Below are 25,244 nucleotides of genomic sequence, written 5' to 3'. Positions count from 1 at the left end.
ACCGCCTCTATGCGCCTACGCCACGCCCGTCACCGGGCCCGCCGTACACCACTCTGCTGGACGCCACTCGGATCAGTTGTCGGATCAAAGGTGGGTGGGGGCCGCCGCGGCATGTTGCGCCTGCCATGGTTCGTGCCATGAAACTGTGTCTAGCAGAGGGGGAGAAGGCGGCCAGATTGGGGCGCACCCATTAGCCCCAGTCTGACGTGGGTCAGTGTTGGCGTTGCCATGGCTCTCATAATCCCTGGGTCGAGGGTTCGAGTCGCACCCGCCCGCTGCCAGTGTCTCGACCTTGTGCTGCAGGGGGCTCGCGCCCATCTCGACGGCGAGGCGGTACGCCGATCGCAGCGGCAATGCCAGTGCTGCGCGGCTCGCACCCTCCCTGAGCAGTGCCTGGGCCCACCGGTGGTTCGCCATCGCTTCCTCCCACCGGAGCCCGCAAGTTGCACGGTATCCAGTCTCAGCCCAAACCAGCCGAATGTCTGCACACCAAGGACGACGCGACGCCCCAGGCGCCGGAGAGTTCTAAGGGGGTGGGCGCCAATTCTAAGGGCCTACTCCTGATGTGGTCACGTGGCCATCGAGCCGACTGTGGAGGAAAGCGGCGGTCCCGTCGCAAGCGCCATTGGGGAGAATCATGTTTCACCAATTTCGACCTCATTTCGGCTGATTATGACTGCGGTAAGGGATCGTGCCGCGATCAGTGGCTTCTGGACCCGCCACGAGATCCGGGATATCGCAATCAAGTCGAATTGGCGGCATGACGAGCTCCTCCCAGCCACGTCACACTCGCTCGGATAACTCACGGAGGAGCCATGGGCCACAACTCGACACAACAGCGGCGGATCGCGTCCATCTTCGCCGTGAGTCTCCTGATCGCGGCGACGGTCGTCGCTGGGTGCAGCGAGAGGCACGCCGAACCTGACACCTTCAGCGTGCCAGAAAGCTCCACGACCGTCGGTGACGACTCGGCGGATGGGTACAACAGCACCACCACAACTCCCCCTCGCATCCCACCTAGCTCGGTCCCGAGCCCAAACGTAGTGACGACAACCCGGCCTGCACCCCAGCCCGACGACCAGGCCGCGAGCGACTCCACCTTCAGCGGTCTGACGATCTTTGCTGACGGCGAGCCAGCCGGCCACGTCACGGTCGAGTTCAAGATCGTGCCGTCCTGTCCCGGAATCTGCCACCAACCCCATGTCGACTCCGACGCCCAGGGCCGTTACTCCATCCAGCTCTCGCCCGGGGTGTACAACGCGATGTGCGTCGTCGATGTCGAAAGCGACTATGAGTGCGGCCCACGCGGCGGCGATGGTGGCCCGTTCCCGGTAGACGTCCCGCCGTACGGTCAGCATCTCGACTTCGTTGTCTGTGAGTTCGCCGACTACCCGAGCTGCCTGAGCGACTGAGTCGGCCCACTAGAAGCGAGGGGGTGAACGCGGATGAGTGCAAGATGCAGTGAGTGCGGTACGAGGATTGCTGGCAGTCACGTCAGTTTCTGCCCAAGCTGCGGCTCATTCTTGGACTGGCAGGACGGCAATGAACAAGAGGCGCAGGATGCGCGGGCTCGGGGCAGCGCGTCATCGGGGGATGGGGCGGCGTTGGCTCTGCGGGTAGACGTCGCGCCGGCCACGCTGCCGGTCGATCCGGGTTCGGTCGCCGACGCCGAGATCACCGTGCACAACGACGGCACCCGGGTTGAGGACGTCGTCGTAGAGGCGACCGTGGAGGGTGCATCAGTGCCTTGGCTCAGGGTGCAGCCGACAACCGTGTCCATCTACCCGGAGACCGACGCGAGGATCTCTCTGGAGGCCGCCCCGCCACGCAGGTCCGACCGCGTGGCGGGGACTACGCCCTTTCAGATCCACGTTCAGTCGTCCCTGGACCCGCGAGTGCGGGCCGGCACCGGAGGCAGTCTCGTTGTCGGTGCGTTCCACGAACTTGCGACGATCCTGTCTCCTGATCGCGTCAACGCCAGACGTCATGCGCGCAGCTGGATCACCATCACCAACGACGGGAATGTCACCGAGAATGTCGAATTATCGGGCGCGGGACAGGGCGATGTGCGCGTCTCAGTACCGAGCGCCGTCACTGTCGCCCCTGGCACCCGCCTCGACGTACCGGTGCGAGTCACAGCGCCGCTGCGCTGGCTCGGCGGCGCCATGGATCGACCCTTCGCCATCGAGGTCAGCTCCGATGGACTGACGACGCCCTCGCTGCTGCGCGGCACCATCACCCACCTTGCCCTGTTCCCGCGCTGGCTAGCGACAGCTGCGCTTGCGCTCGTGGGCGTCATCGTGGTCGGCCTCGGCGTGGCCATGGCTATCGGACCGCCGGGCCCGGAAGGGACCTCGGGAGGGACCATGGGAGTGACCCCGACACCTGCGCCGACGCCCATGCCGACACCGACTCCAACGCCGACACCGACACCAACGCCGACACCAACCCCGACGCCGACACCAACGCCGACACCAACGCCGACACCAACGCCGACACCAACGCCGACACCAACGCCGACACCAACCCCGACACCAACCCCGACGCCGACACCGACCCCGACACCAACGCCGACCCCGACACCCGACGGGCCGGAAGTCGAGGTGCCGGCACCGCCGCCCGAGCTGGTCGGAAAGTGGAACGGAGGGGCCGGTGACAGCAGCCACTGGTGGCTGACGATTGGGCCCGACGGCAGCTACACGCTCATGAACAATGAGCTGGGTCTGAGTGACTCCGGCCTGGTCGACACCAGCAACCACGGCTTCATCACCTACAACGCGACAGGCGACGCGACAGTTCTTGATGCAGCCGGCATCAGCGGCTGCAAATGGAGTATCGAGAGCAGCCAAGACCAAGTCGGAGACCTGTACGGCTATACGTTCGCGTTCCTCCGGTTCTGCCAGAACACGACCAGCATGTGGACTCGCTGACCCACACCAACACTCGTGCTGAACGCCCCCGCACGCCAGTGGCCATAGGCCGGCAAGCTGAGCTCGCGTGCTCAGCTATCCAAGAACCGAGTCGTCGAGGGCCGCTGGCTCGGGGTCGAGCCGATCTCGATGCCCCGCCAGTTTGGAGTTTCAGCTGATGAGGCGACTGCTGCAGCCGTCGCCGCGATCCGCCGGTACCCCGGGCCCGGGGTACAAACCGGGGACTCGACCCGGGTCTGCACCGGGGACGACACGCGCCGATCCGCGCGACGATGACTGCATGAACGAGACCTGTGACAGGTGCGGACCAGCGGTCCGCGCGGCGGTCCGCGCGGTGTGCCGCGCCGAGCGCACCGGCGAGCTTTACCTGTGCCGACACTGCGGCAGCCGGCTATGGCCGGCGCTGAACGCGCGAGGCTGGACCACCTGGCCCGTCAGCGAGCATGCGTTCGCCCCTCAGGTGACCTAGCCGACACCGAGCCCGAATGCCCGGTCCCGCCGGGCCACGCTGTCATGGTTCTGATGGTGTTTGAGGGCGTCAGATCTCCGTGAAAGCTGTCGTCACAAGTACGGCGTCAGCTGGAGCACCGTCAACAAGGCGCTGACGTCCGCGTGGCCGCAACCGCGGGCTCCGTATGCGCCGCGGGCCTCGAAGCTGGATCCGTTCAAGGCCGCGGTCGACGAGATGCTGCTAGTGGATCTGGACGCGCCGAGAAAGCAGCGTACCGGCTCACACATACCCCAACCTGACCGCTTCGGGCGGGTCTACCCCAGCGTGCCTCCCGCGAATCCGCAGCTCTCGTGAACTCGCGGCTTGACCTGGAGCGCGCTCCAGCAACGAGGCTGGAGCCATGAACACACCCACGATGGCCCTCGGGACGATGTACTTCGGCACCACGGTGGACGAACGGACCGCTTTCTCGATCCTCGACCGGTACGCCGAACTGGGCGGAGCCTTCATCGACACCTCCGACAACTACAGCTTCTGGACCTCCGAGACGGGCTTCGGCGGCCAGAGCGAGGCGCTGCTGGGCCGCTGGCTGGCGTCCAACTCCGGGGTCCGCGTCCGCCTCAGTACCAAGGCAGGCGCTCAGCCCACGCGGGTCGGCGGGTTCCCCGACCACCTCGAAGGACTGCGCGAGGACGTCGTGCGCGGAGCCATGGCAAAGAGCTTGGAGCGGCTGGGCGTGGACGGTGTGGACCTGTACTGGGCGCACGTCGAAGACCCGACCGTTCCGGTGGAGGACCTGGTCGAGACGTTCGGCGGCCTGGTCCGTGACGGCCTGACCGCTCGCTGGGGCGTGTCAAACCACCCGTCCTGGCTGCTCGAGCGGATCCGGGCCACCGCCGAACGCGCCGGCCACCCGCAACCAGTCGCATACCAGGAGCGCTACTCCTACCTTCAGCCCGCCGGCGGCATGGCCGTGGAGGGCCAGCCGGTCCCGCTGGGAATGCTGTCACCGGACGGGCTCGACTTCCTGCGACGCAACCCGTCGTTCGACGGCTGGGTCTACACCGCCACCCTCCAGGGCCGATACGACCGCAACGACCGCCCACTCGAGACCGAGTACCGCCACCCCGGCACCGAACGACGGCTGGCGGCGCTGACACGTGTCGCCACTGCGCGCGGACTCCGACCGGGCCAGGTGGTGCTCGCGTGGCTGGCCTCCGGGAGCCCGGCGCTGACCCCGATCGTCGGAGCCAGCAGCGTCGAACAGGTCGAGCAGGCCGTGGTAGGCGCGTCCACCATCCTCACCGAGGATGAACTGGCGGCGCTGGACGGCGCATAGGCGACGACGCGCGGACAGCCCCAATGCCGGGAGTGGGTCAGGACGTCGCATCCCCCGTCCGGCGGAGTTCCCCGCGGTACCAGTCCGCCTTCTCCTCAACTCGCGCGAGGATCGCGTCGAGCTCGGCGATCCTCGCCCGGATCGAGGCGGCGTGCTCCTCGAGCAAACGACTCGCTCCGGCATCGTGGTGTCGTCACGGCTCAACTCGCCGTACCGACGCAACTGCGCTCGTAATAGCGCAGCGTATCGATGCTGAACCCGGATTGTGCGGCTGCCTCGGCCGGCGAGTACGTCGTCATCACGAGAAACTAACAGCTTGCCTGGAGCCGGCTCCAGATCCGACCGTACAAGCTCGCTGGTCAACCACCGCACCGTGGCTCGGAGCCATCGTCGATCTACCGGCCACAGGCAGGGCCCTACTTCACAGCTGCCGTCCGACACTCAGGCTTGGACAGTGCACAGCATCGCCAAGGCAACCTCCGTGCGCAGGTTGTCGCGCGTGCCGGGAGCGAAACTGTCGGCACAGCCGCGAGCTCCGGAGCCGGAGACGACATCAGATTCACGGAGATCCAGCCACTGACCAAAGCCCTGATGACACCGAGATTCACTAACAAACGACACTCGATTTCACAGTCAGAGCCACTGTCACCTCGTGCAGCGTGCCCTTCAGGCTCGATGTGTCGGGTCATCGTCATTGCATGGCGCGCCGGGCATCGCGCCGCTCTGGAAAGCGCGTGCGGTCCGCTCCAGCTTGGCGAGGGTTCCTCCCGTGCGCGCTCGCCCGCCCGGGACGGCCTGAAATTCGAGCACGCCGAGCGTTCGACTACTGGGTGAGGAGACGCTGGAGGCGATCAGCGAGTTTGAGTGTGCGCTACACGACCTTGGGCTTGTCGACCAAGGTGCCGGCGTTGTGGTAGAACAGCCGATTCTCGACGATCTTGCCGTCCTTGATGGTGAATTGTTCGATGAAACGGGTCAGCTCTCCGGTCGCGACGTCCGTGATGCCGACGCACGCCGCGACACGGTCGCCGTCGGCGATGGTGTAATGCACCGTGATCGAGGAGACGTCGAGGTAGTTCGGCAAGACCTGGGCGAGGCCGAGGAATTCGTCCTTGCCGTGGTAGGCCTTCCCGAAGGGCAGGAACAGCGGCTCGATGACCGTGACGTCGTCGGACAGATAGGAGAAGACTCCCTCGACGTCGCCGTTGTTCGCCGCTTCGAACATGGCTTCGACGATCGCGCGGTTCTGCTCGGTGAGTGATGTGGCTGTGGACATGGCGTTTTTCCTCTGAGGCGAAGGCTCTCGTGCGTCGAGAATCCCGGTAGGGTCCGGTGTTCGGGCTGGTTGTGGCAAACTCGCCGATGCTGGGTTCAGCGGTCGATCGAGGCCATGTTGATCTCGTCGTGTCGGGCGCCGGCGGCCGGCGTGATGTGGTCGAGCCGCTGCAACTGGTCGGCGGTCAGGATGACGCCGTCGGCGGCGGTGTTCTCCTCGACGCGAGCGACTCGCCGGCTGCCGGGGATGGGGGCGATGTCCTCGCCCTGGGCCAGCAGCCAGGCCAGCGCGATCTGTGCCGGGGTGGCACCAGCCTCGGCCGCGATGTTCCGTACCTCCTCCACGAGCTGCAGGTTCTGGTAGAAGGCCTCGCCTATGAAGCGCGGATTGGTCTTGCGCCAGTCGTCGTCGGGGATGTCGTCCGGCGTGCGGAGCTGACCGGTCAGGAACCCGTGCCCGAGCGGCGCGTAGGGGACGAGGCCGATGCCCCGCTCGCGTAGCAGGGGCAGCAGCTCGGTCTCGGGGTCGCGGGTCCACAGGGAGTATTCGGTCTGCAACGCGGCAATCGGGTGCACGGCGTGCGCGCGGCGGATCGTGTCCGGCGATGCTTCGGACAGACCGATGTGCAGGACCTTGCCTTCGGCGATCAGCTCGGTCACGGCACCGACGGTGTCCTCGATGGGGGTGTTCTGGTCGACCCGGTGCTGGTAGTAGAGATCGATCCGATCAGTGCGAAGGCGCCGCAGGGAGCCCTCGACGGCGGTGCGGATGTTGCCCGGACTGCTGTCGAACGGGCCGGGTCCACGACCGGAATGGGACAGGATGCCGAACTTCGTGGCGACGACGACCTGGTCGCGCCGGCCCTGCAGCGCCTGACCAACGATCTCCTCGCTGTGGAACGGGCCGTAGCTTTCAGCGGTGTCGATGTGGGTGACGCCGAGGTCAAGCGCGCGATGAATGGCGCGGATGGATTCGGCGTCGTCCAGGCCGCCACCGGAGGTGTAGGTGCCGGCCATGGTCATGGCACCCAGGCCGATCCGGGAAACCCGCAGGCTCCCAAGCATGGCGTGCTGCATCACAAACTCGTTTCTCGTCGGGAGTGTCGAAGGAGGCTCCAGCCAACATCGGTTCACCACATCCCGACAGGCACTGCGAAAAGGGGTACTCACAGGGACCCCTTCCGGGATGTGACTCGGGCCTATCCTCGAACTCATGGACGAGAAGGAGGCCGCGCGGGCGGCGGTCCGCGAGTTCCTCACCACCCGCCGCGCCCGAGTCACTCCAACGGACGCAGGCCTTCCTGCCCAGGGCACCCGCCGTCGGGTGAAAGGCCTGCGCAGGGAGGAGGTCGCGTTGCTCGCCGGGGTCAGCCCGGAGTACTACGTGCGGCTCGAACGCGGCCAGGCAACCGGGCCCTCCGCCGGAGTCGTCGACGCCGTCGCCCAGGTCCTGCATCTGGACGATGACGAATGCGCTCACCTCGACCGGCTGCTGGCCGCTCTGGCCCCGGTGGCTCGCAAACGGCGCAGCGGCGCAGCGAAGGACCTGGTCACCCCCGGAATCCGGGTGTTGCTGGACTCTATGGACCACCTACCCGCAGTGGTCTTCAACGGCCGATTCGACATCCTCGCGGCCAACACACTCGGGCGCGCACTCGTCGCACCGATGTACGACCTGCCCGGACGGACGAACAGCGCCCGCTTCCTGTTCCTCGACGAGCCCAGGGCCCGGGACCTGTTCCCCGAGTGGGACCGGATCACAGCCGACACCGTGGCGATGCTGCGCATCGAGGCCGGCCGCCACCCCCACGACCCCGACCTGACCGAACTGATCGGACAACTCGCGACCCGCAGCACAGAATTCCGGACGCGCTGGGCGACCAACGACGTACGAACCCACCGAGCCGGCACGAAGACCTTCCGGCACCCACTCATCGGCGAGGTCACGCTGCCCTACGAGACCCTCCGCATCGACGCCGTCTCCAGCCAGATACTCACCGTCTACACCCCCCAACCCGGTACCCCCGAAGCCGACGCGATCCGCCTCCTGGCCAGCTGGAACGCCGACAACCAACGGAACAACAACCCGACAGCAGGAACACGCGGCCGGAACCTCGAGGACTAACTTGATCCTTAACCTGCGGCCGGTCGGTAACGACCCCGGCTGATCATGGGGACAGCCCTTGAATGATCATTCCTCTTGTCGAGGGAAGTAGATCAAGAGCCGGGCCAGCCAGCTCCAAGATCCCTCAGGGCCTGGCCTGCTGGCAGGTGCTGAAGGGTGCGGCCGCCTCTATAGAAGGTCGGGGTTTTCGAAGGCTTGTTGGAGAGCGTCGGTGGCGAAGGGCGTTGGGGGCTTGCGGTCTAGGTAGTTGTCTTGGGTCATCGAGACGGGGGAGTGGCCTTAACCACGCGCATCGAGTACGAACGCTAGCTCGTGGGCGAGGCGCTGCTGGCGGGCATGGCTCCCACCGAATACGGCTACTGCCCCTCCGATGCGGTCCGGATGCTCACCCGGCGCGGCTATCACGCGATGGAGACCGGCTGGACGACCCGTGACGACGGCACGATCGCGGTCTCGATCCTGACCGACATGCCCGGCGTGACCGGTGAGATGTGGGACTGGTGGATGGGCTGGCACAGCAGCGAGTCCGCCCGGTACAAACTCTGGCATCCGGACGCGCACCAATTCAGCGCGGTCGGACAGCCGCGCAGCCGCGACCGCGACCTCACCGACCGGCAGCGCTACATCGGCAACGTCTCGTACGTCGACGAATACGTCGGTGGTCACCTGGCCCCGCTGGCCATCCGGTTCATGGATCCCGCACGGATGGGCTTCGACCAGATCCCGGTCGGGGAGACGGTCATCGTCGGCCGGGTCGGCCCGAGCATTGCGCCTGCCGCCTTCGGATGGATCGTCCACCAGGTACGCGCGACCGAGTCGGGCTCGGAGATGCGCAGCCGGTTCTTCCTGAACTACCCCCAGCACCTCGACCTGCCGCCCACGTCGGTGGCCCAGCCGCCGGCCGGCCGCGCGCCCGCTGGTGAGCCGAACCTCGAATTGCTCGGGGTCGGACTGCTGCACCACTGCGCGGCCGAGATGAACCACCTCGCCTCGTTCCTGCCCGCACTCCGCGACGCGTTCGACGGAACGCCGTGACCATCCGCGTCGGACTCGGGCCTCGGCCTGAGTGAACCGTGGCCGCAGTGGACCTGGTTAGGCGGCGTGGTTCAGGAGGGTCCAGCGGGGGTCGTCGTTGGGCCAGTGGTTGATGAGGGCGTCGACGGCGAGTTGGTGGGTTGCCGGGTCGAGGATGCCGTGGTCGGTGGCTGCTGTGAGTACCTCGAGGTAGGTCGCGATGGACTCGATCGGGAGTGTCTTGGCGATCGGAGCGACCGTGGTGGCAACGTCGCGCATGTCGACGAGGGCGAAGGCGCCGGCGAGGTTCGCGCCTTCGTTTTGGAGTTCGTCTGCGAAGGCTTCGAGTGCCTTGCCCGAGGAGATCGCGTCGTCGACGAGCAGTACTCGCCGGCCGGCGACTGCGGCTCCGCGGACGCGTGGTTCGTGGTCCTCGTGCCCGATGTAGCCGGGTTTGCGGACGAACGCGAACGGAAGGTCGCCGGCCAGCGCGACGGCGGTGGCCAGCGGGATGCCGCCAGTCTCGGCGCCGACGATGACGTCCACGTCGAGGCGGTGGGCGAAGGCTGCCCCGGGTAGGGCGAGGTCGTGCAGCAACTGCGGGTCGCCGTAGGCGTTCTCGTTGGACAGTGGGTGAAGGGGCAGACGCGTCTTCAGGTCCCAGTGCGCGATGCCGGGCCGGACGAGGCCCGGCACGGTGGCCAGCCGAGCGACGAGGTTCGTCGGCGGATTGTGAACGGCGGTGAGGCGAGCAACGTCGGCGTGGTCGGCGAGCCTTACCCGGTTGGGGTTGGCCAAGGTCAGCTGGTTCGTGGTCATACCATCGACGGTCGCGCTGGCCCGCGTTCATCGCATCTGTGGCGGCCACTGGTGATCACCCTGGACGCGAGCACAGTGGGGCGACCGTTGGCCCGAGGCGCCACTCTGGACCCAATTCCTCAGGTCGGTGAATCGGCTCCGAGCGCCAGGCGGGCCTGGCCGTGCTCGAGGGCAGATCGCAGCACCAGGCGGGTTATCGCGTCGGGTGCCGGCCGGCCGGTGGAGTTGTTCTGCATGGCTGAGACGAGTGCATCGAGGTCTTGGGTCTCGGCAGTGTCGATCGCGTCGCTGAGGCTGTCGAACATGGCGTGGATGGCCTTGGCTAGTCGTGCGGAGGGTTCGGGAAGGTTGAGTTCGGCCCGCCACGGTGCGCTGGCCTGGGCATCGGCAACCACGTCGTCGATTCGCTCGGGTGCGAAGGCCAGAGCGTTGGCGCTGGCCTCGGCCCAGCTGGTGAGGACGCTCAGTTCGCCGGTATCGATCCGGGGCCTGGGTGTCGCACCGGCAGCGGGTGCGGTGGGCTGAGAGCCGACGCTCGCCGCTCGGACCTGGAAGACGCTCATGTTGAACAGTTCACTGCCGCTGGCGATGGGCCGCCGGCCGTCGACTGTACGTCGGGTCGCTCGGTCGGCGCTGGCCGTCAGCAGCACGGCCTGCGCGTCGGCCTCGAGGGTGATCTCGCGGACGCCTCGGGTGGAATCCTTCCACAGGGCGATGACGGCCGACGGGCTTTCGCCGGGTGGCCTGGAGCGTTGTGCCATGCCGAGCGAGGTCAGGGTGAGGACCGCGGAGCCGGGGTCGTCGGCCAGGACACTGGCGTAGCGGGCGGCCCAGCGGGAGCTGAGCTGAGGTCCGTCGAGCAGGGGTGTGACGACGATCGTCGGGCCGACCGAGCGGATCACCTCGGCGACGTCGTCGATCTGGGCGAGGTCCTCGCAGATGAGTGCGACCAGGGTGGCGCCTTCGCCGGTGTCCAGGAAGTGCACCGCGCGTCGGGGGATCTCGGCTGCTTCCCACCAGCGGACGTGGGGGTGGAGGGTTCCGCCGAGGTGGTACTGGAAGATCTGTTCCTCGTCGAGGAGCCAGCGGTTGTGCTTGTTCTGCCTGATGTGGATCCAGTGCTCGCCGGTCGTCACGCCCAGATGTACCCAGTTGGTGGGGAAGCCGGTGGGCCGGTCCGATGGATCCCGGACGCCGGTGATCAGTCCTTTGACACCGTGGCAGGCAAGGACTGCCTCGAGCCCCTCTATCTCGTCGACGTCGATCGCGTTCTCCGGTAGCGCCACGACGTGGACGTCGCGTACCTCGTCGAGGGCGGCGACGAGCAGGCGGTCGACCAGATCCAGGTCGAGTCGTTCGCTGGGTTCGAACGCGAAGAAGCCGAAGATGTCGTCGCCGTGCCGTCGTACCGATCCGGGGATCGGGTGGAAGTCCGACTCACGGACCCGCAGTGGCCAGGGCAGAAGGAGATAGTTGACACCTCGGTCGTGCGGCTGTTGCATGCCTGGGCGTCGGTTGGGCACCTTGTGCCACTCGACGTTGACACCGGCACGCTGCACGCAGGCGTAGCGGGACAGCGATCGTACGGACGAGCCGTTGGCGGGCGTGCGGACCTTCGGCAGGACTCTGAGCAGATGAGGTGGGACGCGGGCCACCGATCCGGTCCTGACCAGGAGTTCGCGGCAACGGGCGCGATAGAGCAGGCCACCTGCCTCCGGTACTTCGAGAGCGATGCCGACACCGGCGCAGGCCTCGTCGGCGATGGCGTGCAGGGTCAGCAGGGCCGTGCACAGTCGCCAATCGCGACCCTCGGTGAGCTGGCTCAGCGGTACGTCGAGCCCGTCGCAGAGCGCCTTCCACTGGTCCGCTACCAACTCGGGAACAGGCCCTACCCGAGTCTCGGCCCACGTGCTCCACTGGTGGCCGGCCTCGACGACCGCGTCCGGCCAGTCCGGCATGTCAGGTGGCGGCCAGTCCTGGTCAGCCTTCGGCGACAATGCGAAGCGATACGCCTCCGATCGGGCCAGGACCACGTCGGTGAGTGCGAACACATCGGGCGGCCACTCGAGCAGGTGATCACCGATGGCCGCCCCGGACACCGACTCCCACACGGATGCCGTCGACTCGGGTACGACGTACCGGTCGCCGGACATGTCAGTACTCCGCCGGGGTCAACGGGTGCCTGGAGATCATCGTCTGGTCCGGGTCGTAGCGGGCCACGATCTGACGCAGGCGTCGGACAGAGGCGGGCGCGAGCACGTCCTCGGCCGGCGCCGGTATCTCGACGAAGTTGAAGTAGTCGTAGTCCGCGCGCCACCTCGCCAGGCCATCCAGCATGGCCTGTGCATCGGCGCGTACGACGGCACCCACCTCGGGGGTTGCGCTGAACCCGATGCCCAGGACCAGGTACTTGCCGTCGAGCCTGGGTTGCGCGCCGCCACCGGGTGCCTCGCGCGCCAGGGCACCGCCGAGATGCCGGATCTCGACGCTGAGCAGGCTGGTATCGGCCCTGGGACCTGCCATTGCGACGATCTGGTCGATCGCCGCGCCCGGGAGATCCCTGAGGAGCGCCCCGTCGCCCTCGGCCGGTACTGATTGCTGTGGATCCATGTGGAGTCCGCCGAGTGCCCCCGGCGGAATTATCGCGAACGTGTCCGTGCCGGGCCGCAGTTCGCGCAGGGGGCGGAGCAGGTCGGCGCCGCTTCGGGCATCTCCGAGGTAGGCCGCTTCGACGAGTGCGAAGTCCTGGCCTCGCAGGTGCTCGGGTATGTCGGGAAGCGGCGGCAGCCGCAGAATCCGAGCGATCGACGTCATCTCGTCGGGCACCGTGTCGGTCCATGCGCGCCAGGTCTGCAGGACCTCAGCGCTGCGTGCGATCGGGAAGAACAGGGCGCCGGCGTACACCTCGCGTACCGGGTAGAGGTCCATCTCCATCGCGGTGACGACGCCGACGGTGCCGCCGCCTCTGACCGCCCAGAACAGCTCGGGCTCGTGATCGGCGTCAATCCGCGCCAGGCGGCCGTCGGCCGTGACGAGTTCGACCGCAGTGACACTGTTCGCGGCGAGGCCATAGCGGCGGGCGAGCCAACCCAGCCCACCGCCGAGGGTGTAGCCGATCACGCCGACGTTCGGCGAGCTCCCCGCGAGAGCGGCAAGGCCGTGTTCGTCGGCTGGGACGGTGACGTCCTGCCATTGGGCGCCGGCCTCGACACGCAGTTTTCGCCTCGCCGGGTCGACATCGACCCGGCGCATGCGCGACGTCTTCAGCAACAGTTGGCCGTCAAGCGGCTCGAGCGCCATTGCGCCGTGGCCTGTGCTCTGCGGCGCGATGCGCATCCCGTGGGAGCGGGCGAAGCGCACCGCGTCCCCGACATCGGCAGCCGACTCCGCGAACACGACGATCGCTGGGCGCTGATCCGCGGCGAGATTCCAGGCGCGCCGCGCGTCTTCGTAGCCGGGGCTGCCTTGCGCGACGACGTCCCCGGTGATGCGTGAGTCAAGAGCTTCGGAGAATTGCAGATCAGTCATAGGGCGAGAGTGCGATCGCGGGCCGGCGGCAACCAGAACCCGGACTTTCCTAGGATCCGCAGGGACAGTCTCAGTGAGCTGTGTCGCGACGGGTGAGCAGCTGGGCCAGCCGGCGCAACGCGTGTTCCGTCGCGCTGTCAGGGTCGGCGTGCCAGATCACGAGGGTCTGCGACTCGGTGCCGCTGACCGGGAACCGCTCGATGTTGAGGGCGAGTGGGCCGACGAGCGGATGGTCGAAGCGGAAGACGAGCGGGGACGCCACTGCCACGTCGTGCCGGGCCCAGCTCCGACGGAATTCCTCGCTGCGAGCGCACAGCTCATCCACGAGCTCGACCAGCCGCGGATCGTCCACATCAGGCCCGACACGCACACGCAACCGGCCGGTGGCAGCCTCGGCCAGGTCCTCCCAGTCGGGGACGGAGCTGCGCAGCTCGGGATCGCAGAAGACCGCACGGACGAGGTTGATCCCGGGCTGGAACACAGGGGACACCGCCGTGGCGAGCTCGTTGGCCGCGATCACGTCCAGGTAGTGCCCCTGGACGTAAGCGGGTGTGTTCGGCCATCGTCCGATGATCCGCTCGATCGAGGCCGGCGCACGCTCATGTCCAACCACCCGGGCCGTGCTCGCCTTCGGCCGGGACAAGGCGTGCAGGTACGCCGTTGCCTCGGCGTCCAGGTGCAACGCCCGAGCGAGCGCGTCGAGCACCTGCGCGGACGGATGATGGTCGCGGCCCTGCTCCAGTCGCAGGTAGTAGTCCGAGCTGATCCCGGCCAGCAGCGCCAGCTCTTCACGCCGCAGCCCGGGAACGCGTCGGCGGCCGCTCACCCGGAGGCCGACATCCTCTGGACGGACCAGCTCACGCCGCGCACGCAGATAGTCACCCAGCGCCGTACCAAGCGCCATCCATCAACCCTACGCCGATCCTCGCCCGCAGCCGGCGATGGAGGAGACGTGGTGCCGCCGATGAGGGCTTGTTGCCGGCCAGCGCTTCATGGCGGCTTGGCGATGAGGCTGCGTGGTGAACAGCGGATGCGGAGTCCCATGATCGAGGCCGCGCCGCTGGTGGCTTAGGCGATCAGGAGTACGCCGAGGTGGGAGTGGGGAGGCTGGTCAGGAAGTCGAGCAGCAGGGTGTTCACCTGGTCGGGTGCGTCGAGTTGTGGCCAGTGGCCGATGCCGTTGATCCGCTCGTACCGCCAGGGGGCGTCGACGAACGCTGCGGTGCCGGTCAGTGCCTGTTCGGTGATGGCGAGATCTTCGCTGCACCAGAGCCCCATGGTCGGAACCCGAATGAGCGGGAGCTCCGTCGGAGGGCGGATCAGCGATTCCGGCGGCAGGATCGCCCGGTACACGGCGAGACTCGCGGTGAGGGCCGCCGGGTCGCGGAGGTAGGTGATGACGGAGTCGATGTCAGGGTGCCGGCTCCAGTTGCGGAGGTTGGCGAAGTCGTCGGCGGCGAGCCAACGTTCGGCGATGCCGGGGAACTGGAACAACAGCATGTACCACGACTTCTCGCGTTGTTCCCAGCCTGCGGCGGCGAACGCCCCGGGGTGGCCGACTGACAGGCAGGTGAGGCTGGTGACTCGTTCGGGCGACAGGGCGGCGAGTACTGCGCCGATCGCGCCGCCCCAGTCGTGGCCCACGACATGGGCCCGGGGTGTCCCGAGGACGTCGAGGAGTCCGATGAGGTCGCTGACCATCTGGATCATGCCGTAGCTCGCGACGGTGTCGGGCTTGTCGGAGTGACCGAAGCCGCGAAGGTCGGGCGCGATGGTTCGGTACCCGGCCTCGCCGAGCGGGGTGATCTGGTGGCGCCAGACGTCGTGGCAGTCGGGCCAGCCGTGGAGTAGGAGGACGGGCTCGCCGTCGCCAAGGTCCTCGACCTCGAGGACTGTTCCGTTGATGTCCAAGCGCATGGTGGGCTCCTTGCTGGTTTCGGCTGGCTGCAGTGACGTCAGCGTGGGCCGGCGATCGTGGAGAGGAGTTCCGCGCGGGTGGGGCCAGGCGTCGGGTATTGGGGGGCGTTGGCGCCGAGAGTGAGGACCTTGCTGACCATGCCGGGGGCTGCCAGTGCCTCCGGGGGAGTGGAGAGCATCGACGCGACGGACGCGTAGGCACGCAGTACGTCGGGGTCTTGTTGTGCGGCTGCGTACAGCGCTTTGGTCATCGCCCAGTTGGCGTCTGAGGTTTGGTAGGTCTCGCCGGCCACGTCGGCGGCGATCTCGTTGAGGCGGTGCCGGTCGAAGGCGAGGGTCATTCGATACAGCGGGGTGACTGTGCTCTCGGTGAGCTCGTCGAACCGCCGGACGAGCTTCTCCGGCTGGTCCGGGCTGACGTCGCGGAGCAGGTCACGGAGCGCGCAGGCGTGCAGCATCCCGATCGACGCGCCGCGCCCGAGCGAGGGGTTGGTGCAAGCCCACGCGTCGCCGATCGCGACGAGCCCGGTGACCACCGGTTCGCCGTCGACGACGTACCGGTGGTAGCGGTCCTCGATACCGGCGATCACCTGTACGTCGGTGATCGGGTCGGCCTCGCCCCAGTGGGCGGCGGTCGGGTAGAGCTTCAACGCGGACTGCCAGGCGGAGGGGTCGCGCAGCTCGCGCAACTGCTTGTCCCGCGCGGACGTGGTGAACCCGACGCCCCAGGTGCCGTTGTCCCCGGGAAGGGTCAGGACCGACACGCTGTCGAAGTGCTGGAGCAGTGTGCCGAGGGCGGTGGGGCGAGATCCGTCCACCGAACGGAAATGGCGGGCGTAGTACACGAATCCTGAGTCCTCGAGCTCCTCGTCGGGGCGGCGGCCTCCGGCGGACTCGATCATCGCGCCGACGGGCGATCGTCGGCCTGCCGCGTCGACGACGAGATCGGCACGGAGTACTGCGCCGCCGTCGATCACGACACCGGGTGACATGTGGCGCTGCTGAGATCACGCGAGGCCCGGTGAGCAATCCGGTGACCTTGACGCCGCGGCGGATCGAGACGCCGTGGCTTCTCTGGCCGACGGTTGCGGCTGCTGCCTCGAGGACCGGACGCCGGGCCGTCACCGTCTCGAACCGCTCGTCGCCGTCGCGCCGGCCGCCAGTCAGGTCGGGGGGAAGTTCAGCGAACACGTTCAAGCGGGAGCCGCCGAAGGCGATCACCTGCTCGAGCACGGCCGGCAGTTCCTGCTGCATCAGCGCCCGCCACCGGGGCAGCATGAAATGCAACTGGCGGAACTGGTTGACTCCTGGCCGTTGCCACGTCTGCCAAACGTTCTCGGCATCGTCGCCCGGCGTGGCGTCGTCGCGTTCCACGATCGTCACGCTGTGGCCGTCGCGGGCCAGCAGCATCGCGGTGACCAGGCCGTTCAGACCGGCACCCAGCACGAGGATTTCCGCCATGTCACACCTCCGGAGCTGTCTTTGTGCCGGAACAGTGCGGCATCGGACTGCTCACCTTCCAGACCAATCACTGTCCAATCACTGTCCGGAGGCCGTCAGGGATGGCCAGCCGTCTTGACCGCCCGCCGGGCGAGGGGCAGGTTGGACTGAGGCGCGGCGCACGAGGATGCTTCGGAGCGTCGAAGGGGGTAGCGCATGGCGAGCCGTGACAAGTCGGCACAGCTCGGTGCGATTACGGTTGCGGATCGGCTTCGGCAGGCGCGGCGCCGGCGGTTCGTCGGGCGGACCGGTGAGCTCGAGTTGTTCCGGACTGCGTTGACGTCGGGCGAGTCCGGCTTCACTGTGCTGTTCGTTCACGGGCCGGGAGGGATCGGGAAGACCGCTCTACTCGGCGCTCTCGCCGAGGCCGCCGAGGATGCGGGTGCTACGGCGGTGCGGCTGGACGCCCGGACGATCGAGCCGTCGCCGCCCGCGTTCTACACCGCGCTCGGCGCGGCCCTCGGCCTGCCGGAACGAGCAGCACCACTGGAGAGCCTCGCCGCGCACCGTCGCCCGATTCTCTTCATCGATACCTACGAGCAGTTGGTGCCGCTGGACAACTGGCTGCGTGAGGAGTTCCTGCCGGAGTTTCCCGCGGGCGCGCTGGTCGTGGTGGCCGGGCGTACGCCGCCTTCGCCCCAGTGGGCGAGCGATCCCGGCTGGGGCGAGCTGTTGCGAGTAGTTGCCCTGCGCAACCTGCAACCCGACGACGCACGGTCCTACCTCGACGCCGCGGGTGTGCCCGAGGACTTGCATCGACGGGTGCTCGAGATGACTCACGGGCATCCGCTCGCCTTGTCCCTGCTGGCTGACGTCGTCGAGCAGCACCGAGGTGCCCTGGCGCCGGGTTTGTCCCTGCAGGAAACGCCGGATGTGGTTCGGGTACTGCTCGAACACTTCGTCGAGTGGGTCCCCAGCCCGCGGCACCGGGAAGCGTTGGAGGCCTGCGCGCACGCCCGGTTCACCACGGAGGACCTGCTGCGTACGGCGCTCGGCGGCGACGACACGCATGAGCTGTTCGGCTGGCTGCGCGGGTTGTCGTTCATCGAGGAGGACCCGTACGGCGTGTTCCCGCACGACGTGGCGCGGGATGTCCTCGACGCGGATCTGCGCTGGCGGGACCGCGCCTCGTACGCCGATCTGCACCGGCGGGTACGTCGGCACCTGGTGGAGCAGGCAGGCCGTACCAGGGGACTGGAACAGCACCGGTGGGCTGCCGACATCATCTTCCTGCACCGCAACAACCCGGCGATGCGGAGCTTCTGGGACTGGGAATCCTTCGGTCACGCGTTCCCCGACGAGCTCCGCGACGAGGACCGTATTCCGATCCTCGCGATGACCAGGCGGCACCAGGGTGCGGAGCAGGCCGCGCTGGTGGGGCACTGGATGGAGCATCCTGTTGCGACGTTCACTGCCATCCGGGCCGGAACAGGCGAACCGATCGGGTACGGCGGGGCGATCACCCTCGATCAGGCCGGCGAGTCAGATCTCGCCGCCGATCCCGGCGCCGCGGCGATCTGGGAGTACGCGCAGCGACACGGCCCGCCGCGGCCAGGCGAGAGTGTTCATGCGGCCAGGTTCTTGATGGATCGCGATGCCTACCAAAGTCCGTCCGCGTCGAACAACGTGATCACCGCGTGGCACATCCAACACGTCCTCACCACTCCGCGCCTGTCGTGGGACTTCATCGCGTGTTACGAGGACGCGGCCTTCTGGGAACCCTTCTTCGCCTACATCGACTACCACCGGGCCCACGAGGCGGAGTACGACATCGGCAACCATCACTACGCCGTGTTCGCCCACGACTTCCGGCGGCTGGGGCCTTTGGAGTGGCTGGAGCTGATGTCGGACCGGGAGATCGGCGCCCCTGCCGGACCGCCTACCGGCGCCGACCCGGAACTGGTGCTTTCCCAGCCCGAATTCGCCCAGGCGGTCCGTGCCGCCCTGCGGTTCCTGCACCGGCCGGACCAGCTCGCCGACAATCCGCTGCTGCGATCCAGGCTGGTCCGCGACCACGGTGACTCATCCGCCGACACGCTTCGTGCCCTCGTTCTCCAGGCCGCTGATTCACTCCGGGCCGACCCCCGTGACGACAGACCCTTCCGGGTCATAGACCGCACCTTCCTACGACCCGCCGCCACCCAGGAACGCGCCGCCGAGGTGCTCGGCCTACCCTTCACCACCTACCGCCGCCAACTCGCCCGGGGCGTCGACCGCATCGTCGACTGGCTGTGGGCCCGAGAAGTGCACGGCCCACAGGGCGTGCCGCCCTGAGGTCGGTGAGATGACTTTCGGCGAGACGGCCCATCGGAGCCCATTTGACAGACAGGAGATCCGAGCCGCACAGGAATGTCGCACCGTCGACGCCTGAGGCTTGGCGGTCACCCAAACACGAAAGGAGAGAGCCCGATGTCCCCTTCTCAGGTTCCCAGTCACCGACGACAATTGGGCTGTCACCGGCTTGGTGCCTAGGACTCGCCGCAGAGGAGTCCGAGCGCCGCAGCTGCTAACCACCAGTTGTGCCGCGCTCGAGTCCATCTGCGGATCGGCGCTGAGGCGCCGGTCGCGGCCGCACCTGGCCTGGCTGGCGCCCTGATCATGAGGGGAGACCGACATGCGCGTCCGGAAGAACCCGATGACGCCGCTCGCGGCGGTGGTGGTCGGACTGCTGGCCGGTGCGGTTGGGACCACTTGCCTAGACGCTGTCCACTACAAGAAATACCGCCGGTCCGGCGGCACCAAAACCCCGGTGGCCTGGGAGTTCGCGCCGGTCGAGAACTGGGAGGCGGCCCCTGACCCAGGCCAGGTAGTCAGGCGTGTGATCGAGGGCTTCACCCAGCGCAAACTCCCTGACCGTTCCGCCTGGCTCATCAGCACCATCGCTCACTGGGGCTATGGATCGGCAGCGGGCGCGGCCTACGGAATCCTCGCTGGATCGCTGCGCGCGCCACATCCCCTGTACGGCGTGCCCTTCGGCGCTGTGGTGTTCGCCGGCGACTATGTCGCCCTGCCGGCCGCAGGGCTCTACAAGCCGATCTGGGAGTACGACGCCAAGACCTTGGCCTGGGACCTCAGCGCCCACCTCGCCTACGGCGCGGGCACGGGAACCACATTCTGGGTGCTGACGAAGATCAGATAGGCGGCACCGCGACCGGTTCGGCGTCTACCTATCTGCGCGGCGGCGGCGCGATGCGGAAGCGTCCGCCCTGCTCACGATCGAGCAGCGACGCGAACACGCTCGGCGTGTCGAGTCGCGGGGTGCAGAACCGGTCGATCTCGCCGTCGGTCGTCACCAGCGCCGCAGTCTGCAGGTCGCAGATCAACCCATGGTCCGCGATCAGGGGATAGGCGTACATGCGTTCCTCCCTCCACTATGGCGCTCCTCCCGAGCCAAAGTACGCCGCAAGTACGCCGCTCCGCCCGAACTGGTGGTCCACCAGGGGCAGGGCACTGGACCAGGCACGTGGCCAGGGTCGCTTCCTGGCTCATCCGGGCGCTCGGGCTGGGAGGCCGTCGACCCTGACGACGGCCTCCACGGCTGGGCTCACCGGTCATCGTGTAGCGACTTCCGGGCGAAGTCGACGGCCTCGGTGAGGAGGGTGCGCCAGAGGTCCGGAGCGATCGTGGGGATCGAGATCCACTCGCGGAAGACCTTGCCGGCGGGCGCGAACGGGTCACCGTGGCCATTGTCGACCAGCTCGGCGACCCGCTCGCGAGGCAGCTTCACGACCAGAGAGCCAGTCTTGTCGTCGTAGGACGCGAGGAATCGCCCGGCCAGCCGCACGCACGGGTACCCCATCATCGTTGCCCGGCCGATTGCGGGGTCATAGAGCAGGTCGTCGGTGAGCTCCTCGTAAAGGTCGCGGGCATCGTCCCCGTCGGATGGCTCCGACGGGGACGTGCCCTTCCCGTTTCCTGCCATCAGGCCGCCGGTGGACTGAAGACGCCGAACTTGTTGCCCGCCGGGTCGCGCAGGTAGGCGAACGTCGGCGCGCCTGGGCCGGGGTCGAGGTGCTTGCTCACCACCGAGCCGCCGAGTTGCTCGGCGTCGGCGCAAGTGGCCTCGACGTCGGCGACCAGGATGTAGAACACGGCGTGGCCGGGCGCCTCGCCGCGGGTGCCGAAGATGCCGCCCATCGGGCCGTCCGCACCGGAGGCCTTGATGTTGCGGTAGTCCATGCCGCCTGACGCAGCGGGGCCGTCGGCCTCGAAGCTCCAGTCGAAGAGGCTGCCGTAGAACTTCTCAGCGCCGCCGGGGTCGCTGGTCGCGACCTCGAACCAGGCCAGCGTTCCGGGAATGGGGTTGCTCATGGGTATCTCCTTCTGCTTCGGATCACCCGCCGGCGCGGCGGGTTACACCCACCGTCTCGGCCTTCCGCGACACCCCTATGTCGGTGTTCGGCAGAAGATCTTCAGGATGCAACGCCGACGCCGGCAGCTTCGTCTCGTGGCCGTCGACGAGCAGCTCCGGTGCTGCGCGCTGCGGGCGCGGCAGCGAGGGTGCTCTCTCGGCACGGGTGATGCGGTCCATGCGGAAAACCCGGTCGTCGCGCCGCAGATGGCACCAGGCCGTCAGATACGAGCCGTTGGGTCCGACCACGACGTGCTGAGGCTCGACCTCGCGCTCCGTCTCGACCCCGCCGACGTCGATGTACCGGATGTGCAGCACGTTGTTGTCGCGAACGGCGCGCCAGATCGTCTCGGCGACCTCGGCGTCGGGGTCGGGCACCGGGTGAACCAGCAGCCGCACCTTCTCGGCGGTACTGCGCGCCTCCGCGAGCGCCCGCTCCGGCATCGCCGCCACGATCTTCTGCAGCGCCCTGCGGGCGTCCTCCTTGAAGAGCACGTGCTCGCTGCGGCTCAGCGCCACGGCGACGGCCGCCGCCTCGCGGGGAGTGAAGTTCAGCGGCGGCAGGCTCATCGAGCGATCCAGCGTGTACCCGCCCGCTCTTCCGGTCTTGGTCGCGAGCGGAACGCCGGCCTGCCCGAGTGCACTCAGGTCGCGCTCGATGGTGCGGAGACTTGCCTCGAAGTGCCCGGCCAGCTGCCGCGCCGTACGACCGCGCGGCCCTGCCGCCCGCAGCTCCTCCACCAGGGCGTACAAGCGGTCGATGCGGTTCATCCTCGCAGCGTAGATGCGAGCGGGGACATTCCTGGCCCGGGAGCTTCTACCTGGAGCCGTCTCTCGTGGCGGTTGCGTCACGCCGCTGTCAGGCGGGGAGGGTGAGGTTCCGGTGGCGGAGTGACAGGAGGCCGGTCAGGGTGAGGGCGGCGACGACTGCGAGCAAGGTGAGGACCGGGGCGGTCGTGACCGCGACGGCCGGGGCCTTGGGGACGTGCGTGAACGGCGAGAGGTCCTGAACCCACAGTGGCAGTTTGAATGTGGGGCCGAACAGTGGACCAACCAGAATGAACGCCATGAGCAGCGCCCACGACAAGGCAGCAGCGAAGCGGGGGATGAGACCAGCTGCGGCGATCACTGCGGCAGCGACCACGAGAATGCCTGGCATTTGTACCAGGGCTGCACCTTGAAGAATGCGCACCTGTCCGGCCCGATCGCCGAGCACTCCTCCTGCGGCCAGTCCCGAACCAGTGGCGAAGAGCAATAGCAGTGTGGTGGCGCCGAGCAGCGCTGTGACCGCGTGGCCGGCCACCCAGCGGAACCGGCTGACCGCGGTCGAGAGGACTTGCTCCACGGGCCCGTCGACCTCTTCGGCGCGTATGCGCAGCAGCACCTGCACTGTGTAGATCGCCGCCGCCATGCCTGCCATCTGCATGACCGAGGCGCGGTAGGCATCGAGGATCAGCTCGCTGCCGCCCATCTCCGTGTACCAGTCGCGGGCTGCGCCCGTTGAGTCCTTCACTTGGCCGATCAGGCCACCCATCACAAGGCCGAAGCCCAGCATGCCGATCGCCCAGCCGATGAATGCGCTGCGCTGCAAATGCCAGGCCAGGCCGACCGGGCTGCGCAGGACGCGGCCGGCCTGCGCGCGGCCGCGTCGCTGAGGCAGGATTCCCTGCCCGAAGTCGCGCCGCGCGGCCAACAGGACGGCTGTGCCGGTGCAGGCAAGGAACAGCGCGACCGCCAGCCCCAGCGGCCACCAGTGGTCACCGCCGAATGGCCGCATCTGCTGACCCCAGCCGATCGGGGACAGCCAAGCAGGCCAAGCGCTGTTCACGCGCAGGCCGCTGGGATCGACGCGGCCGGCCATGTTGCCGATCCCACTGGTCAGGAACGCAACTCCGAGGACGGCGGCGGCGAGGCCGCTGGCGCCACGCGTGCTGGAGGCGAGTTGAGCCGTGACCGCAGCGACTCCGGCGAACGCGACGCCTACAGCGGCGACCGCGGCGCCGGCGGCGAAGGCCCCGCCGGGCGGCTGCCCGGCAACGATCAGGCCCAGGCCCAGCAGGGCCGCCAGGACGATGTTGCTGACGATGGTCACGATCAGGGCGGCTGCCAGGTTCGCGTAGCGTCCCACGGATGCGGCGCCGATCAGCTCGGCCCGGCCTGATTCCTCGCTCTGCCGGGTGTGTCGCACGACGGCGAACGTGCTCATCAGCGCGGCGAGGACGGCGAGCAGGAGGTAGTCGCGAACCATGGCGTACCCACCGACGCTGGGTCCCGAGGCCAACCCCAGCATGCGAATTCCAGGATTGGTCGCCGTGACACGTGTTTCCTGGACCAGGTCTGCTGCCGGATTCCGGAACTCGTTGGCCCAGAGCGCGGTGGTGGCGGTGGTGAAGATGGTCAGACCGAGAATCCAGGCAGGGAGAGTGATCCGGTCCCGGCGCAGTGCGAGGCGAGTGAGTGTGGCGGTGCCGGTGAGGGTGATCATCGAACACCCGCCAGGTCGGCGCCTGTGCGTTGGGCGGCGATGTCGTCGCCGTAGTGGCGCAGGAACAGCTCCTCCAAGGTGGGCGGGGAGCTGACGAGGCTGTGCACGTCAAAAGTGACCAGCCGCGTCAGCACCGCGTTGAGGTCACCCTGGTCCACGCTGAACCGGGTCAGCGGACCGTCGCGTTTCACGTCCTGCACCCCGGGCAGGCCGTCGAGCCCGTCGATCGGCTGCGAGGTCTCCACGACAACGCTGGTACGCGTCAGGTGCCGCAACTGGTCGAAGGTGCCCGACTCGGCCGTCCGGCCGGCGCGCACGATGGTCACGCGGTCGCACAGCGCCTCGACCTCGGACAGGATGTGACTGGACAGCAGGATGGTGCTACCTGCCTCACGCCGCTCGCTCACGATGTCCTGGAACACCGTCTCCATCAACGGGTCAAGGCCGGACGTCGGCTCGTCGAGAAGGTAGAGCTCGACGTCGGACGCGAACGCCGCAACCAGGGCCACCTTCTGCCGGTTGCCCTTGGAATAGGCGCGACAGCGCTTCGTCGGATCCAGCGCGAACCGCTCGAGGAGATCAGCTCGACGCGAACGGTCCAGGCCGCCGCGCAGCGAACCCAGGAGATCGATGACCTCCCCACCGGTCAGGTTGGGCCAGAGATTCACCTCTCCCGGCACGTAGGCCAGGCGATGGTGCAGGCTGACGGTGTCCCGCCAGGGGTCTGCACCCAGTACGGCGACTTGTCCGGCATCGCGCCGCAACAGCCCCAACAGGATCCGGATCGTGGTGGTCTTACCCGCACCGTTGGGCCCGAGGAAGCCGTGGACCTCCCCGGTCGAGACGGCCAGGTCGAGCTGATCGAGTGCCCGGGTCGAGCCGAAGTTCTTCACCAGCCCGGCCGCCGAAATTGCCACCGTCATGTTCCTCACCTCGTCAAGCTCCCGCTCGAACCACCGCGGCTGTTCTCTTCGGCCTTCCACTTCGACTGTCTCCACCGGTAAGTCGGTCCGGCAGGGGAGAAGGTCCCTGTTTCCAAGGCACCCCGGGCGAAAGTCCGACCCGGGGGCAGGACTTCCGGCCGTGTACCGAACCCCGGTCGTCGCAGGCTGGAGGTACAAGGAGCTCACAGGCTCGGCGGGGTCGAAACGACCGCTGGTCAGGCGTGGCTGGAGGGGGTGTGACGCTCGGCAGCGTTGGCTGGCGGGGGAGGGGGACTCCAGTGCACGGTGAGGGAGTCGCGGTGGCCGATCTGCTCGATGCGGCTGGCGAGTCGGCGTTGAAGTTGCGCTAACTGGTCCTCGGCCGAGGATTCCGCGTGGAGGCGGAGCCCGGCCGGAGTTGCGGACAGGACGCAGGTCGCGTCGCCCAGGTCGAGGAACAAGCTGCCGTCGGTCCGCGTGTCGGCCTGGATCCCACCTGGTCCGTGGCCCAGATGCCTGCTGAGCTGACTGAGATAGCGATCGGCCCGATCGGTGCTGACGAATCCCTCGGCGGTGGGCATCTGCTGA

General features: G+C 67.9%; 24 protein-coding genes and 1 pseudogene. 8 read left to right on the top strand and 17 right to left on the bottom strand.

Annotated features, from left to right (window positions below):
• The first annotated feature begins 1,043 nt into the window (after positions 1-1,043).
• The 4 genes from ACFPJ1_RS11695 to ACFPJ1_RS11680 all read left to right on the top strand — a co-directional run bounded on the left by ACFPJ1_RS11695 (position 1,044) and on the right by ACFPJ1_RS11680 (position 4,720).
• The gene (locus ACFPJ1_RS11695) at positions 1,044-1,412 is read left to right on the top strand and encodes a hypothetical protein (protein WP_380103568.1); all 369 of its coding nucleotides are present in this window, start codon (positions 1,044-1,046) and stop codon (positions 1,410-1,412) included.
• A gap of 192 nt (positions 1,413-1,604) precedes the next feature.
• The gene (locus tag ACFPJ1_RS11690) at positions 1,605-2,930 is read left to right on the top strand and encodes a COG1470 family protein (protein ID WP_380103567.1); all 1,326 of its coding nucleotides are present in this window, start codon (positions 1,605-1,607) and stop codon (positions 2,928-2,930) included.
• A gap of 280 nt (positions 2,931-3,210) precedes the next feature.
• Positions 3,211-3,399 (top strand): DUF7455 domain-containing protein, encoded by a 189-nt coding sequence (locus ACFPJ1_RS11685; protein WP_380103566.1) that lies wholly within the window; start codon positions 3,211-3,213, stop codon positions 3,397-3,399.
• Between the two features lie 382 nt (positions 3,400-3,781).
• The gene (locus tag ACFPJ1_RS11680) at positions 3,782-4,720 is read left to right on the top strand and encodes an aldo/keto reductase (RefSeq protein ID WP_380103565.1); all 939 of its coding nucleotides are present in this window, start codon (positions 3,782-3,784) and stop codon (positions 4,718-4,720) included.
• Between the two features lie 37 nt (positions 4,721-4,757).
• Here the strand turns inward: ACFPJ1_RS11680 and ACFPJ1_RS11675 are convergent, their stop codons facing one another.
• From ACFPJ1_RS11675 to ACFPJ1_RS11665, 3 genes are all read right to left on the bottom strand, one after another.
• Positions 4,758-4,886 (bottom strand): MerR family transcriptional regulator, encoded by a 129-nt coding sequence (locus tag ACFPJ1_RS11675; RefSeq protein ID WP_380103564.1) that lies wholly within the window; start codon positions 4,884-4,886, stop codon positions 4,758-4,760.
• Between the two features lie 705 nt (positions 4,887-5,591).
• The gene (locus ACFPJ1_RS11670; RefSeq protein ID WP_380103563.1) at positions 5,592-5,996 is read right to left on the bottom strand and encodes a nuclear transport factor 2 family protein; all 405 of its coding nucleotides are present in this window, start codon (positions 5,994-5,996) and stop codon (positions 5,592-5,594) included.
• A 95-nt stretch (positions 5,997-6,091) separates the two neighbouring features.
• Complete coding sequence (locus ACFPJ1_RS11665) at positions 6,092-7,072, bottom strand: aldo/keto reductase (protein WP_380103562.1); 981 nt, start codon at positions 7,070-7,072, stop codon at positions 6,092-6,094.
• 136 nt (positions 7,073-7,208) lie between these two features.
• On the opposite strand from ACFPJ1_RS11665, the gene ACFPJ1_RS11660 reads away from it, so the two are divergent.
• Positions 7,209-8,120 carry a helix-turn-helix domain-containing protein gene (locus tag ACFPJ1_RS11660; RefSeq protein WP_380103561.1) on the top strand — a complete coding sequence of 304 codons (912 nt, stop codon included), beginning with the start codon at positions 7,209-7,211 and terminating at the stop codon, positions 8,118-8,120.
• 336 nt (positions 8,121-8,456) lie between these two features.
• On the top strand, positions 8,457-9,155 hold the full coding sequence (locus ACFPJ1_RS11655; protein WP_380103560.1) for a DAPG hydrolase family protein: 699 nt from the start codon (positions 8,457-8,459) through the stop codon (positions 9,153-9,155).
• Positions 9,156-9,212: 57 nt separating this feature from the next.
• On the opposite strand, the gene ACFPJ1_RS11650 is transcribed toward ACFPJ1_RS11655, so the two are convergent.
• The 7 genes and pseudogenes from ACFPJ1_RS11650 to ACFPJ1_RS11620 all read right to left on the bottom strand — a co-directional run.
• The gene (locus tag ACFPJ1_RS11650) at positions 9,213-9,953 is read right to left on the bottom strand and encodes an orotate phosphoribosyltransferase (protein WP_380103559.1); all 741 of its coding nucleotides are present in this window, start codon (positions 9,951-9,953) and stop codon (positions 9,213-9,215) included.
• Positions 9,954-10,072: 119 nt separating this feature from the next.
• On the bottom strand, positions 10,073-12,106 hold the full coding sequence (locus tag ACFPJ1_RS11645; RefSeq protein WP_380103558.1) for a hypothetical protein: 2,034 nt from the start codon (positions 12,104-12,106) through the stop codon (positions 10,073-10,075).
• A gap of 1 nt (position 12,107) precedes the next feature.
• Positions 12,108-13,481 carry an FAD-binding oxidoreductase gene (locus ACFPJ1_RS11640; RefSeq protein ID WP_380103557.1) on the bottom strand — a complete coding sequence of 458 codons (1,374 nt, stop codon included), beginning with the start codon at positions 13,479-13,481 and terminating at the stop codon, positions 12,108-12,110.
• Positions 13,482-13,551: 70 nt separating this feature from the next.
• Positions 13,552-14,385 (bottom strand): helix-turn-helix domain-containing protein, encoded by an 834-nt coding sequence (locus ACFPJ1_RS11635; protein WP_380103556.1) that lies wholly within the window; start codon positions 14,383-14,385, stop codon positions 13,552-13,554.
• 172 nt (positions 14,386-14,557) lie between these two features.
• Positions 14,558-15,397, bottom strand: coding sequence for an alpha/beta fold hydrolase (locus ACFPJ1_RS11630; protein WP_380103555.1), 840 nt, complete (start codon positions 15,395-15,397; stop codon positions 14,558-14,560).
• A 38-nt stretch (positions 15,398-15,435) separates the two neighbouring features.
• Positions 15,436-16,389, bottom strand: a complete 954-nt coding sequence (locus ACFPJ1_RS11625; protein WP_380103573.1) for an NAD(P)/FAD-dependent oxidoreductase — start codon at positions 16,387-16,389, stop codon at positions 15,436-15,438.
• A 316-nt stretch (positions 16,390-16,705) separates the two neighbouring features.
• Positions 16,706-16,807 (bottom strand): annotated as a pseudogene (locus tag ACFPJ1_RS11620) (hypothetical protein); the annotation flags it as partial.
• A 246-nt stretch (positions 16,808-17,053) separates the two neighbouring features.
• Here ACFPJ1_RS11620 and ACFPJ1_RS11615 point away from each other — a divergent pair.
• A complete protein-coding gene (locus tag ACFPJ1_RS11615; RefSeq protein ID WP_380103554.1) occupies positions 17,054-19,171 on the top strand; it encodes an AAA family ATPase in 2,118 nt (705 codons plus the stop codon).
• A gap of 340 nt (positions 19,172-19,511) precedes the next feature.
• Positions 19,512-20,036, top strand: a complete 525-nt coding sequence (locus ACFPJ1_RS11610) for a hypothetical protein (protein WP_380103553.1) — start codon at positions 19,512-19,514, stop codon at positions 20,034-20,036.
• A gap of 28 nt (positions 20,037-20,064) precedes the next feature.
• On the opposite strand, the gene ACFPJ1_RS11605 is transcribed toward ACFPJ1_RS11610, so the two are convergent.
• The 7 genes from ACFPJ1_RS11605 to ACFPJ1_RS11575 all read right to left on the bottom strand — a co-directional run bounded on the left by ACFPJ1_RS11605 (position 20,065) and on the right by ACFPJ1_RS11575 (position 25,237).
• Entirely contained in the window at positions 20,065-20,253 is a 189-nt protein-coding gene (locus ACFPJ1_RS11605; protein ID WP_380103552.1) for a trehalase-like domain-containing protein, read from the bottom strand.
• Between the two features lie 188 nt (positions 20,254-20,441).
• Positions 20,442-20,819 (bottom strand): hypothetical protein, encoded by a 378-nt coding sequence (locus ACFPJ1_RS11600; RefSeq protein WP_380103551.1) that lies wholly within the window; start codon positions 20,817-20,819, stop codon positions 20,442-20,444.
• A complete protein-coding gene (locus ACFPJ1_RS11595) occupies positions 20,819-21,208 on the bottom strand; it encodes a VOC family protein (protein WP_380103550.1) in 390 nt (129 codons plus the stop codon). Before ACFPJ1_RS11595 ends, ACFPJ1_RS11600 begins: the two co-directional genes overlap by 1 nt.
• A 22-nt stretch (positions 21,209-21,230) precedes the next feature.
• Entirely contained in the window at positions 21,231-22,019 is a 789-nt protein-coding gene (locus tag ACFPJ1_RS11590) for a helix-turn-helix transcriptional regulator (protein ID WP_380103549.1), read from the bottom strand.
• A gap of 88 nt (positions 22,020-22,107) precedes the next feature.
• Complete coding sequence (locus ACFPJ1_RS11585) at positions 22,108-23,733, bottom strand: ABC transporter permease (protein WP_380103548.1); 1,626 nt, start codon at positions 23,731-23,733, stop codon at positions 22,108-22,110.
• Positions 23,730-24,656, bottom strand: coding sequence for an ABC transporter ATP-binding protein (locus ACFPJ1_RS11580; RefSeq protein ID WP_380103546.1), 927 nt, complete (start codon positions 24,654-24,656; stop codon positions 23,730-23,732). Before ACFPJ1_RS11580 ends, ACFPJ1_RS11585 begins: the two co-directional genes overlap by 4 nt.
• A gap of 236 nt (positions 24,657-24,892) precedes the next feature.
• Positions 24,893-25,237 carry a DUF2218 domain-containing protein gene (locus ACFPJ1_RS11575; protein WP_380103545.1) on the bottom strand — a complete coding sequence of 115 codons (345 nt, stop codon included), beginning with the start codon at positions 25,235-25,237 and terminating at the stop codon, positions 24,893-24,895.
• Positions 25,238-25,244 lie beyond the last annotated feature (7 nt).

The sequence above is a fragment of the Kribbella qitaiheensis genome, assembly GCF_042657745.1.
GTDB lineage: Bacteria > Actinomycetota > Actinomycetes > Propionibacteriales > Kribbellaceae > Kribbella > Kribbella qitaiheensis.
Note: the sequence above shows the minus strand (reverse complement) of the source record. Positions and strands in the feature narration are given on the sequence as shown.